This is a genomic window from Lysobacter antibioticus (assembly GCF_001442535.1).
GTDB classification, from domain to species: domain Bacteria; phylum Pseudomonadota; class Gammaproteobacteria; order Xanthomonadales; family Xanthomonadaceae; genus Lysobacter; species Lysobacter antibioticus.
The window spans coordinates 552,101-563,159 of the sequence record NZ_CP013141.1 but is presented as its reverse complement, the minus strand read 5'-3'; the positions used below and the strand labels follow the sequence as shown (position 1 = coordinate 563,159).

Sequence of the window (11,059 nt, the reverse complement as noted above, 5' to 3'; positions counted from 1 at the left end):
CAGGGTGCGGGTGATCCGCTCGCGCGAGCGGGAATCGATCGTCGTGTCTTTCATTTCGTTTCTCGCGTGGAGGGTCACAGGGCGTCGTCGTCGAGTTCGCCGGTGCGGATGCGCACCGTGTTCTCGACCGGCAGGACGATGATTTTTCCGTCGCCGACCTTGCCGGTGCGCGCGGCGTTCTGGATCGACTCCAAGGCCGCGTCGAGCAGGCTGTCGGGAACGGCGCACTCGATCTTGAGTTTGGGCAGGAAATCGACGACGTACTCGGCGCCGCGGTATAGCTCGGTGTGGCCCTTCTGGCGTCCGAAGCCTTTGACTTCGGTGACGGTGATGCCCGATACGCCGACTTCCGTCAGCGCCTCGCGCACCTCGTCGAGCTTGAACGGGCGGATGATGGCAATGATCAGTTTCATCTCGCAGCTCCGTAGTGGTTCGTGTGCGGTCGTGCGCCGGGCGTGCTCAGAACGCCTTGCTCACGGTCAGGGTGAAGGCGTCGTCGGCCAGGAAGTTATCGTGGGCGTTGGTGTACAAGGCCTGCTCGGCATCGGTGTCGCTGTAGGCGGCGGCGACCGAGAAGCCGTTGTCGAAGCTCTTGGTCACGCCCACTTTCCAGTCGGCGTACTCGAAGTCCTTGTTGTGCTCGATCCACTGCTTGCCGCCGTGGACGTTGAGCGTCCAGCCCGGCTGGAAGATCCAGTTGAGGTTGGCGTCGAGGTAGCCGCTGCCGTCGGAGTCGGCGTAGCCGAACAGGTCGGTCACGGCATAGGAGTACTTGAGCCCGACCGACACCGTCTCCGACGGCGCCAGCGTGCCGCCGAGGTAGATCTCGGTGGTGTCGGGGCTGTTGAAGCCGCTCGGGTAGTCGCCGGGGTAGTAATAGGTCAGCACGCCGACGTCGTAGGAGAACAGCTCGCCGGCCTTGCCGCGGTAGCCGACATAGCCGTCGAGTTCGAGGCTGTTGGAAATGTCGTCGCCGATCACGACGGTGTCCGACAGCCAACTGACGTTGCTGCCCCAGGCACCGACGTAGAAGCCGCTGTCGTGCGCGTACTCGATACCGCCCTGCAGGGCGGGGTTCTGGTTGTTCTGCGACACCCCACGGAACAGGTAGTCGCTGGTCAGGCTCACCGAGCCCGAGGTTCCGGCATGCGCGGTCGTCGCCGCGAGCGCGGCGAACGCGAGCGCGGTGGCGAGCGCCGCCTTGGCCAGCACGGTCTTGCCGGCGGCGCCGGCGGCGTTTTCGGTTTTGCTATGTAACGACATGACGCAGGCTCCTCATAAGCGGTGGCCCCTCCCCGGTCATTGCTTCGTTGCGCTCCGGCCGCGTCGACGCCTTCGTCGTGCTCGTGCCGGAGATGGACGCGCGGGCGGACTCTGCGGTCCGCGCCTGCGTCGAATGGCTGTCCTCCTGTCGGTGCGGTCGTCCTGGCATCGCGCGGGTCGATCGGTCGCGGCTCGAGGGCTGCGTACTCGTCGCGTCGGCTGCGTTGCTTCGTTCGATCGTTTCTGGGTTTCGTGGTTTGCGTTTCTGCTTCGGTTTTCGGTCCGGGACTTTGCGTTGCGTGTCCTGGGTTTGTTCGGGCAAGCCGCTCCCGCGACGTCGACCTCAGGCCGATATCGGGCGGTTGGCGGGCGAGTGGCGTCGCCCGGGTGGGTTCGTCTTCCCTGAAAGCGACACGGCCCGGAGCGTTAGCCCCGGGCCGTGTGCTGGTTCACCGCATCTCGCGCATCGCCTCCGCGCGCCGCCGCGTGGCATCCCGCCGCGCCGCATCGAAGCGGCGCGGGCGATCGGGACGGCAGGCGGGTGGCGGCAGGGCGTAGGCGCTCATGTGATCAGACCGCGTAGTACATCTGGTATTCGAGTGGGCGAGCCGGGAGCTTTCCGGAATGCGTTGAAGCGCATTCCGGCCCGGTGAGCGCCTGGTCCGCATGGACCGGGCCGGACATCCGCCGATCCGAAGACCCGATGTACATCTGCGGCAATCTCCTTAGACGGCGTAGTACATCTGGTATTCGAGCGGGTGGGTCGCGGCGCGGAACTTGGTCACTTCCTGCATCTTCAGCGAGATGTAGCTGTCGATGAAGTCGTCGGTGAACACGCCGCCGGCCTTGAGGAAGTCGCGGTCCTTGTCGAGCGCTTCGAGCGCCTGGTCGAGCGAGTGGCACACGGTCGGGATGCCCTTCTCCTCTTCCGGCGGCAGATCGTAGAGATCCTTGTCGCTCGGTGCGCCCGGGTCGATCTGGTTCTTGATGCCGTCCAGGCCGGCCATCATCAGTGCGGCGAAGGTCAGGTAGCCGGACTGGATCGGGTCGGGGAAGCGCATCTCGATGCGGCGCGCCTTCGGATTGGCCACGTAGGGAATACGGCAGCTGGCCGAACGGTTGCGGGCCGAATAGGCCAGCATCACCGGCGCTTCGTAGCCCGGCACCAGGCGCTTGTAGCTGTTGGTGCCCGAGTTGGTGAAGGCGTTGATCGCGCGCGCGTGCTTGAACACGCCGCCGATGTACCACAGCGCCATCTGCGACAGGCCGCCGTAGCCGTCGCCGCTGAACAGGTTGACGCCGCCCTTGGCGAAGGACTGGTGCACGTGCATGCCGCTGCCGTTGTCGCCGACGATCGGCTTGGGCATGAAGGTCGCGGTCTTGCCGTTGCGGTGGGCGACGTTCTTGATGATGTACTTCATCGTCAACAGCTCGTCGGCCTTGGCGACCAGCGAGTTGAACTTGGTGCCGATCTCGCACTGGCCGGCGTTGGCGACTTCGTGGTGGTGCACTTCGACTTCGATGCCGACCTGCTCGAGGGTCTTGCACATCTCGGCGCGGATGTCGTGCAGCGAGTCGAGCGGGGCGACCGGGAAATAACCACCCTTCACGCCCGGACGGTAACCGCTGTTGCCGCCTTCGTATTCCTTGCCCGAGTTCCAGGCGGCTTCTTCCGAATCGATATGGAAGAAGGTGTGGCCCATCTCATTGGCGTAACGCACCGAGTCGAAGATGAAGAACTCGGGTTCCGGACCGAAGAAGGCCTGGTCGGCGACGCCGCTGGACTTCAGGTAGGCCTCGGCGCGCTTGGCGACGCCGCGCGGGTCGCGCGAGTAGGCCTGCATGGTCGCCGGGTCGAGGATGTCGCAGGTCAGCACGACGGTCGGATCGGCGGTGAACGGGTCCAGGAACGCGGTCGAGGGATCTGGCAACAGGATCATGTCCGACTCGTTGATGCCCTTCCAGCCGCTGATCGACGAACCGTCGAACATCTTGCCGTCTTCGAACAGCGAGGGCTCGACGATGGACTTCGGGAAGGTCACGTGGTGCTGCACGCCACGCATGTCGGTGAAACGCAGGTCGACGAATTCGACCTTGTGATCCTTGATGAGCTTTTCGACCTGTTCGAGAGACATGTTCGTTCCGGGAATGGGGAGTCGGGTGAAAGAGTCGTGCAACACGAGGGCATTGAAGCCGCCTGCCTATAGGGAAGCAAGCGTCATGCCAACTTTTGGCCACCCGTAAGCCTATGAAATAAAAGTAAATCCCCGATTCGCCGCCGCACGAGCGCACCATATAAGCGCAGCGAAGCAGGCAATCACACCAAGTTAGTGCAGCACGCTTTCCGTTATTCTGGCGCGCCGCCGCGAACCCCCGATCGCGCCGCCGGCGTCCCGACTCCCCGACCCAAGACCCCCGCCCCTAATGACCGACCTGCTCGCCGCCCTGCTCCTCGGCATCATCGAAGGCATCACCGAATTCCTGCCGATCTCCAGCACCGGACATCTGCTGATCGCGCAACACTGGCTCGGGCATCGCTCCGACCTGTTCAACATCTCGATCCAGGCCGGCGCGATCCTCGCCGTGGTGGTCATCTACTGGCGCCGGCTGTGGACCCTGGCGACCGGCTTCGGTCAGCGCGACAACCGCGACTACCTGTTCAAGCTCGCCCTCGCTTTCGGCGTGACCGCGGTGCTCGGCATCGCGGTCAAGAAGGCCGGCTTCTCCCTGCCCGACCAAGTGCTGCCGATCGCATGGGCGCTGGTGCTGGGCGGCGTGTGGATGATCGCGGCCGAACATTTCGCCGCCAAGCGCGCCGCCGCGCTCGGCGAACGCAGCGAGATCACCTGGACCGTCGCGACCCTGGTCGGCATCGCCCAGGTCGTCGCCGGCGTGTTCCCGGGCACCTCGCGCTCGGGCGCGACGATCTTCATCGCCCTGTTGGCCGGCACCACCAGCCGCGCCGCGGCGACCGAGTTCACCTTCCTGATCGGCATCCCGACCATGTTCGCGGCCAGCGGCTACGAGCTGCTCGGCGTGCTCGGCACGCCCGCCGCCGCCAACGAAGACTGGAACGCGCTCGCGGTGGCGTTCGTCGCCTCGGCGGTGACCGCCTTCATCGCGGTGAAGTGGCTGTTGCGCTATATCCAGACCCACCGTTTCACCGCGTTCGCGATCTACCGCTTCGTGTTCGGCGCAGCGCTCTTGCTGCTGATGCCCTCAGGCAGTTGATCGCATCGCCCCAGCTGACCGCATCGCCCCACCGGCAGGAGCCGCCATGAACGAAGCCGATCGCGCCGCCGAACAAGAGTTGCTCGACTACGCGCAGTTGTCCGGGCCCGAGCGCTATGCCGCCTTCGTCGCGGCCATCGCGCGCACCCGGCAGTTGTGGGTCGCCGAGTCCGGCGAGTTCGTCCTGACCCTGTTCGACGCCGACGGCCAGGAGCTGCTGCCGGTATGGCCCTCGACCGGCACCGCGCGCGCCGCCCTGGCGGCCGCGCCGAACCTCAAGGGCTATGCCCCGGTGCTGCGCGAGCTGGAAACCTGGCGCGCGAAGGCCGCGCCGGCGCTGACCGAAGCCGGCCTCGGCGTCGGCGTGTTTCCGAACACGACGATGCAGTGCGCGGTGGTTACCGCGGCGGAACTGCTGGGGCATATCGACGCCGTGCTCGCCGACGAAAGCGAGCAGGAAGACGAGGGCGCCGGCGCCCTCGACCTGGAGCGCGCCCAGCGCGAACTGGCGCAGAAGTTCGCCAAGCCCAAGTCCTGACCCCGGACGGCGCGCCGGCGCGTTCGACCAGGACCGGCGGGCGCTGTCGCGCGCGCAGCGCATCCCCTTCGACAAGGAGTCGTCATGCACAGGATCTGTTCTGCCGCGGTGCTCGCGACGGCGCTCGCCGCCTGTTCGCTGTCCTCAGCCGCCGCATCGAAACGCGCGGCCCCGACGTATTCGCTGCCGCAGACCCAGGCCGGCTGGTTGCGCGCCTTCGACTGGTACCCGCTGGAGGCCACCGATGCGCAAGGCCGCCGCGTCCGCGACCTGCGCGGAGCGCGTAAACGCGGCCTGCATGTGCGCTTCGGCGACGACAGCTATCGAGTGAAAGGGGCCTGCAACACCCTCAGCGGCGCCTATCGGGTCGAAGGCGAACGGCTCGTGCACGACGGACGGCTCGACGCGGTACAGACCGTAGCGGGCTGTCGCCACGGCGCGGCGATGGAGCGCGCCTTTTTCGCCCAGCCCCTGATCGGCACGCATTTCTCCATCGATGCGCATGGCCGCGCGCCGGTCCTGCGCATCACGGCGGACGACGGCGCGCGCATGCAGTTGATCGGCCTGCCGGCCGCGCCGGCGCGCTGAAGCGCGTTCGCGCGCGACCTGTTTCGTTCTTCGGCAACGTGACCGAACTCGCATTTGTCGGCGCCGCAGCGATGGCGCGCAACCCCACGCACGACCCAGGCTATGCCATCTCGCCAAGGAGGCCCCTCATGCCCTCGCCATCTTCCGCTTCCACCCATTGCCGCCGCGCACATCTGCTAACACTGGTCGCCGCCCTGCTCACGGCCGCCTGCAGCGGCGGCGGCGGCGATCTGCCCGGCCATACTTCGGCGGCGGCGGCGACCGAACCCGAACCCACCGCCAAACCGGGCGACGCGCGCCCGGCCGCGGTGACGCAGCGTCCGCCGACGCCGACACCGGATCCAGGCCCACAGGGGCTGGTCGGCTACCGCTGGCAAATCCTGCTCGCCACCGCCGCCGACGGCCGCGCACTGCCGGAGCTGCAGCCGAACGAGTTCTCGCAGATCCATTTCGAGTTCGGCGACGACGGACGCCTGACGATCGACGGGCACTGCGGCGAAATGTCCGGCGACTATCGCCTGCGCGGCGATGTCGTCGAGGTGTCCGATGAAGTCCAACAGACCCTCGGCTGTCTCAACCATCTCGCCCAGGCGACTTCGATCGCGGTCCACGAACACCTGCTCTCGCCTTACCGCTACCGCCTGGAGGGCCATGGCGTGCGGCAGCGCCTGCGCTTGACCAGCCGCAACGGCACCCAGTTGGTCTTGCAGACGCAGGATGCGCTGTGGGGCAGCCAACCGGTCGAGAGGCTGCTGGAGGTCGCAGCGGAAGAAGTCGGCTGCGAAGGCGTGCCGGGCGGCGGCGCTCGCTGCATGTCGGTGCGCGAGTTGCGCTCGGTCCGGGGCCGACGTGCGCCGGTCTCGGCGTGGTATCGGTTCTTCGGTCCGATCGAGGGCTATCGCCACGCACCCGGCGCGCACGAACTCGTCCGTGTACGTCATTACCCGCTGAGGCTGCGCGACCGCCTCGTGGGCGCGTATGCGCTGGACTACGCCACGCCGTGGACGCCGGAACCGACCGAAGAGAACGGCACCGTAGGCGGAGCGGTCGCCCAATGATCGGCCCTGGCCGACCCGCGGCTGAACGCGGCCAACCCCATGGCCCGCGCAGGGCCGTTGATCCTGTCTTCGCAGCAAACATTGGATCATCGCGCCCCATGAACATCACCCGCCCCCTCGCTTTCTCCGCCGCAGCGCTGTCGCTCGCCCTGCTCGCCGCCTGCGCCGCGCCGTCCCACAACACCGGCAATGGGGGCGATACCGCCAAGCCCGCCGGCGACATCGCCGCCACGGCCGAGCCGGCCGCTGCGGCAAAATCCGCCATCGACCTGGGCGGCTACAAGTGGAATCTCGACTCGGCCACCGACAGCGCCGGCAAGCCGATCGCCACGCTCCAGCGCGAAGGCAAGTACGGCCTGCAGCTGAGCTTCGTCAAGGACCGCCTCGGCGTGTCCGGCGGCTGCAACCATGTCGGCGCGATGTACGTGCTCAAGGGCGACCGCATCGAGGTCAAGCAGTTCCAGACCACGTTGATGGCCTGCCAGGACCAGCGCCTGATGCAGATGGACAGCGAGATCGCCAAGCAGCTCGAAGGCAATGCGAAGTTCGCCATCGAAGGCGAGGCGCCGCAGCCGCGCCTGCGGCTGACCACCGCCTCGGGCAGCACCCTCAGCCTGAGCGGCGAGCCGACCGCGGAAACCCGTTACGGCAGCGCCGGCGCGACCCTGTTCTTCGAGGTCGACGCGCAGCGCCGCACCTGCCCGCATCCGCTGATGCCCAAGCACCAGTGCCTGTGGGTGCGCGAGCGCAGCTACGACGCCAACGGCGTCTCGCAGGCGCCGGGCGAGTGGCAGTTCCTGTACCAGGACATCGAGGGCTACCAGCACGAAGCCGGCGTGCGCAATGTCGTGCGGGTCAAGAAGTTCGACATCAAGAACCCGCCGGCCGACGCCTCGTCGGTGGCCTACGTGCTCGACATGGTGGTCGAGAGCGAACTGGTGCCCGCGCCGAAGTCCTGAGCCGCTCCCGCGGACGCGCTGCGCTCAGCGCGTCCGCACCACCAGCGTTTTCGGCAAGCGGTCGTGCCAGCCGGCGGGGCGGCGGCTGTCCGAGAACAGCACCGAGAACGGCTCGAACGGGATCAGGCGCGCGAAGGTGCGCCCGATCACCTGGCCCCAGCTCGGCGGACGCCCTTGCTCGTCGACGACGCGGGTGCCGGTGATGAGCTTGCCGACGGTGACGCCGAACATGCCTTCGAGCGGGATGTAGTAGACCAGCATCAGACCGATGCCGATGGCGTAGTCGCGAACAAAGTTCGGCTCGTCCATCGAAGCCAGCGCGCCTTCCCCGCCGAACAAGGCCAACGCGAAGGCAAGCACGAAGCCGACCGCATAGCAGGCGATGAAATCGATGAGGTAGTTGAAGAAACGCCGCAGGAAAGTCGCGGCTTCCAGCTGCGCCATGCGCTCGTCCGGATGCACCGCAGTCTGCGGTGCGTGATACGGGTTGTCGTCCATGTCGATCGTGCTCCCTGTCGGTCCCGGAGCGGGCCGCCTCGGCGGACTCTAGCCAGCCGGCGGCCTGCCCGCAATCGCGCCGCGCCGCCGTCTATCAGCCGGCGACCGCCGGATTCAGCGCATACGTCGCATACGTCGTGGCCTGGCCGAGCACGTGCCCCTGGATCGCATGCAGCACGTCGCCGGCGGTGAAACGCGCGTCGAGATCGAGGCGCTCGACGTCGAGGGCGAACACCCGGAAGAAATAGCGGTGCAGGCGCAGATCGTTCGGCGGCGGGAAGGCGCCGTCGTAGCCGTACCAGTCGCCGGCCAGATCCGGGTTGCCGACGAACCAGCCGGTGTAGTCGTTGATGCCCTGGCGCGAGCCCGCGGGACCGGCCGGGTTCTGCTTGCCGTGCGCGGTGACGCCGTCGCTGCAACTGCCGGCGGCGATCTCGGTGACCGCGGCGGGGATGTCGATCATCGCCCAATGAAAGAAATCGCCGCGCACCTGGTCGACCGGGATCTGCACGTCGTCGCGGTCGACCATCTCGGGCACGGTCGGCGCATCCGGGTCGATGCACAACAGCGCGAACGAGCGCGTGCCGGCCGGCACGCCGTCCCAGGCCAGGTGCGGATTGCGGTTGGCGGCGAAGCCGAAACCCTCGGCGGTGGCCTGGCCGGCGGCGAACTCGGCCGGCAGAGGCTTACCGTGCTCGAAACTATTGCTGTGGATACGCATGTCGGGCTCCTGGAGCGACGGCGCGTCGGGCGCGCCGTCGATGTCGTGGATAAGGCTAGGGGCTCAGTTTTCCGAGTAGCCCAGGCGGCGGGCGACCGGCTTGAGCAGGGCGAAGGCTTCGCCGAGCGGACCGGTGTACTCGCGCCAACGGCCCGGCGCCAGGCGCGCGCCGCCGAGCGACAGATCGTTCGGCAGCGACACCTGGATGCGCAAGGTGTCGGCGACGGCCTGAGCGAGCGCGCCCGGGTCGTCGACGATCTCGTCGAGCTTGACCAGGTTGTGCGGGAACAGATTGCCTTCGTGCAGGTCGACGATCTGGTCCAGGGTCTGGGCCAGCCAGCGCGCGCCGGCCTCGGGCGTTTCCAGCGCGTACGGCGTGGTGCTGCCGAAGGCCAGCCAGTCGAGCAGCATGTCGCGCGGGTCGCGCACCGCGATCAGCATCATCGCTTCGGGCAGGTAAGGACGCAGTGCGCGCAGCAGGGCGTTGTCCCACCACAGCAGCCAGTCGAACACCGGGCCTTCGGCGGCACCGCGCGCGGGCAAGGCGGCGCGGTACATCTTGACCAGGAACGCCGGGTCGAGCGAGCCGGCGAGCAATTCCTCGACCGTGCCGTAACGTTGCAGCGGATCGGTCGGCGGTTGTTCGCCATAGCGGTCGACCAGCAGCGGCGCGCCGACCGCGGTCAGCATCTGGGCGAAACGCTCGACCCGCGAGCCCGGCGCGCCCCACAGCAACAGCACGCCTTGGGCGCCGTCGGCGATCGGCGCCATCGCCGGCCATTCGGCGGCGTTGCGACGGCTGATGGCGTTGCGCGGCAGGCGCTGGTCGATGACTTCGGCATGCAGCTCGGCCCAGGTCGCGGCCGCCGCTTCGGGCTGGCCGGCCAGGTCGAAGGCGCGCCCGAGCAACTGGCGCAACTCGCGCTTGACCAAGGGATCGGGCGACAGGCTGATCAGGCGTTCGATGCGTTCGGCGGCGGCGTCGGGATCGGTCTCGGCCAGGCCCTGGACGATGCGCATCTCGGCGCGCACGTCGCCGGGATGCAGCTCGACGATGCGATGGGCGATGGCTTCGGCCTGCGCGTGTTCGCCGAGGTAGTCGTGCACCGCCGCGCGCGCTTCCAGCGCGCCCAGGTGACCGGGCATGCCGTTCTGCCAGCGCTCGATGACCTCGATCGCGCCGGCTTCGGCGAACGGCTCCAGGGCCAGGCGCGCGCGCCACAGGTTGGGCAGGTCGGCGTGGGTGGCGAGCGCGGATTCGAGAGTGCGACGCGCATCGTCGACGTCGTCGAGGCGGCGCCAGGCTTCCATGATCGCGTTGAGCGTGCGCGGGTCGTCGGGAATCACCGCCAGCGCCGAGCGCAGCGCCGGCAGCGCGCGTTCGGGGCGGCCGGCGTCGAGTTCGAGCTCACCGAGCCAACGCTGTACGCCGAAACCGGCATCCTCGCGCTGGGCCACTGCGGCGACGCGGTCGGCGGCTTCGCCGAAGCGCTGCTGGCGGCGCATCAGGTCGGCGATCATCAACTGCAGCGTGGGCTGCTCGGGTTGACGCTCGGCCAGGGTCAGGAAGGCCTGCTCGGCGAAGGCCAGATGGCCCTTGGCGAGGTAGGCGAAGGCGAGCGCATGGATGATCTGGGCGTCTTCCGGCGCCAGCGAGGCGGCCTGGCTGAGCACCGCCAGGGCGCGGTCGTTGTCGCCGCGGCGCAGCGCCAGCGAACCTTCAACGGCGGCGACCTGCGGATGGCCGGGGGCGATGCGCGCCGCGGTACGGCCGAGGCGCTCGGCTTCGTCGAGGTCGCCGCGCGCGATCGCGAGGTGGGCTTTGACGATATAGGCCGGGAACTGATTGGGGTCGAGCCCGATCGCGGTGGCGAGCGCGGCCTGGGCCTCGTCGAGCTGACGGCCGTCGAGCAGCGCGCCGGCGCGTTCCAGATGCAGTTGCGCATCCTCGGGGTTCAGGCCGATCGCGCGGTCGATCGCCGCGACTGCGCCTTCGCGGTCGCCGCCCAGACGCAGCGCGGCGGCGTGCAGGCGATGCGCGGCGGCGTCTTGCGGGTCTGCGGCCACGGCCTGCTCGGCGGCGGACAACGCCTCCGCGGTGGCGCCACGGCGCAGGGCGTCGAGGATGGGTTCGTACATTCGTGTGCTTCGGGTGGGATAAGAACGGCAATTGTAGGCGGGCCGCGCCGGTTTTCCCGGCCCC

Annotated in this window: 11 protein-coding genes; 5 read left to right on the top strand and 6 right to left on the bottom strand. The window is 68.2% G+C overall.

Annotated elements, in window-relative coordinates:
- Positions 1 to 74 precede the first annotated feature (74 nt).
- From GLA29479_RS02330 to glnA, 3 genes are all read right to left on the bottom strand, one after another.
- Positions 75 to 413 (bottom strand): P-II family nitrogen regulator, encoded by a 339-nt coding sequence (locus GLA29479_RS02330; RefSeq protein WP_031373127.1) that lies wholly within the window; start codon positions 411 to 413, stop codon positions 75 to 77.
- Between the two features lie 46 nt (positions 414 to 459).
- Positions 460 to 1,263, bottom strand: coding sequence for a TorF family putative porin (locus GLA29479_RS02325; protein WP_082638224.1), 804 nt, complete (start codon positions 1,261 to 1,263; stop codon positions 460 to 462).
- A gap of 725 nt (positions 1,264 to 1,988) precedes the next feature.
- Positions 1,989 to 3,398, bottom strand: coding sequence for a type I glutamate--ammonia ligase (gene glnA / locus GLA29479_RS02320; protein ID WP_031373125.1), 1,410 nt, complete (start codon positions 3,396 to 3,398; stop codon positions 1,989 to 1,991).
- Between the two features lie 289 nt (positions 3,399 to 3,687).
- Between glnA and GLA29479_RS02315 the strand changes: the two genes are divergently transcribed.
- The 5 genes from GLA29479_RS02315 (at position 3,688) to GLA29479_RS02295 (ending at position 7,637) form a co-directional block, all read left to right on the top strand.
- Positions 3,688 to 4,494, top strand: a complete 807-nt coding sequence (locus tag GLA29479_RS02315; protein ID WP_031373124.1) for an undecaprenyl-diphosphate phosphatase — start codon at positions 3,688 to 3,690, stop codon at positions 4,492 to 4,494.
- 46 nt (positions 4,495 to 4,540) lie between these two features.
- Complete coding sequence (locus GLA29479_RS02310; protein WP_057970662.1) at positions 4,541 to 5,032, top strand: DUF2750 domain-containing protein; 492 nt, start codon at positions 4,541 to 4,543, stop codon at positions 5,030 to 5,032.
- A gap of 84 nt (positions 5,033 to 5,116) precedes the next feature.
- Positions 5,117 to 5,620 (top strand): META domain-containing protein, encoded by a 504-nt coding sequence (locus GLA29479_RS02305; protein ID WP_057970661.1) that lies wholly within the window; start codon positions 5,117 to 5,119, stop codon positions 5,618 to 5,620.
- 128 nt (positions 5,621 to 5,748) lie between these two features.
- The gene (locus GLA29479_RS02300; protein WP_057970660.1) at positions 5,749 to 6,678 is read left to right on the top strand and encodes a DUF4377 domain-containing protein; all 930 of its coding nucleotides are present in this window, start codon (positions 5,749 to 5,751) and stop codon (positions 6,676 to 6,678) included.
- 98 nt (positions 6,679 to 6,776) lie between these two features.
- The gene (locus GLA29479_RS02295) at positions 6,777 to 7,637 is read left to right on the top strand and encodes an META and DUF4377 domain-containing protein (protein ID WP_057970659.1); all 861 of its coding nucleotides are present in this window, start codon (positions 6,777 to 6,779) and stop codon (positions 7,635 to 7,637) included.
- A 24-nt stretch (positions 7,638 to 7,661) separates the two neighbouring features.
- Here GLA29479_RS02295 and GLA29479_RS02290 read toward each other — a convergent pair whose 3' ends face one another.
- The 3 genes from GLA29479_RS02290 to GLA29479_RS02280 all read right to left on the bottom strand — a co-directional run bounded on the left by GLA29479_RS02290 (position 7,662) and on the right by GLA29479_RS02280 (position 10,995).
- On the bottom strand, positions 7,662 to 8,135 hold the full coding sequence (locus GLA29479_RS02290) for an RDD family protein (RefSeq protein ID WP_057919511.1): 474 nt from the start codon (positions 8,133 to 8,135) through the stop codon (positions 7,662 to 7,664).
- 94 nt (positions 8,136 to 8,229) lie between these two features.
- Complete coding sequence (locus tag GLA29479_RS02285) at positions 8,230 to 8,856, bottom strand: YbhB/YbcL family Raf kinase inhibitor-like protein (RefSeq protein WP_057970658.1); 627 nt, start codon at positions 8,854 to 8,856, stop codon at positions 8,230 to 8,232.
- Positions 8,857 to 8,919: 63 nt separating this feature from the next.
- On the bottom strand, positions 8,920 to 10,995 hold the full coding sequence (locus GLA29479_RS02280; protein ID WP_057970657.1) for a tetratricopeptide repeat protein: 2,076 nt from the start codon (positions 10,993 to 10,995) through the stop codon (positions 8,920 to 8,922).
- Between the last annotated feature and the right edge of the window lie 64 nt (positions 10,996 to 11,059).

Excerpts from the sequence above, each read along its gene's own strand:
- GLA29479_RS02330 (WP_031373127.1), bottom strand. The coding sequence starts at position 413 with ATGAAACTGATCATTGCCATCATCCGCCCGTTCAAGCTCGACGAGGTG.
- GLA29479_RS02325 (WP_082638224.1), bottom strand. The coding sequence starts at position 1,263 with ATGTCGTTACATAGCAAAACCGAAAACGCCGCCGGCGCCGCCGGCAAG.
- glnA (WP_031373125.1), bottom strand. The coding sequence starts at position 3,398 with ATGTCTCTCGAACAGGTCGAAAAGCTCATCAAGGATCACAAGGTCGAA.
- GLA29479_RS02315 (WP_031373124.1), top strand. The coding sequence starts at position 3,688 with ATGACCGACCTGCTCGCCGCCCTGCTCCTCGGCATCATCGAAGGCATC.
- GLA29479_RS02310 (WP_057970662.1), top strand. The coding sequence starts at position 4,541 with ATGAACGAAGCCGATCGCGCCGCCGAACAAGAGTTGCTCGACTACGCG.
- GLA29479_RS02305 (WP_057970661.1), top strand. The coding sequence starts at position 5,117 with ATGCACAGGATCTGTTCTGCCGCGGTGCTCGCGACGGCGCTCGCCGCC.
- GLA29479_RS02300 (WP_057970660.1), top strand. The coding sequence starts at position 5,749 with ATGCCCTCGCCATCTTCCGCTTCCACCCATTGCCGCCGCGCACATCTG.
- GLA29479_RS02295 (WP_057970659.1), top strand. The coding sequence starts at position 6,777 with ATGAACATCACCCGCCCCCTCGCTTTCTCCGCCGCAGCGCTGTCGCTC.
- GLA29479_RS02290 (WP_057919511.1), bottom strand. The coding sequence starts at position 8,135 with ATGGACGACAACCCGTATCACGCACCGCAGACTGCGGTGCATCCGGAC.
- GLA29479_RS02285 (WP_057970658.1), bottom strand. The coding sequence starts at position 8,856 with ATGCGTATCCACAGCAATAGTTTCGAGCACGGTAAGCCTCTGCCGGCC.
- GLA29479_RS02280 (WP_057970657.1), bottom strand. The coding sequence starts at position 10,995 with ATGTACGAACCCATCCTCGACGCCCTGCGCCGTGGCGCCACCGCGGAG.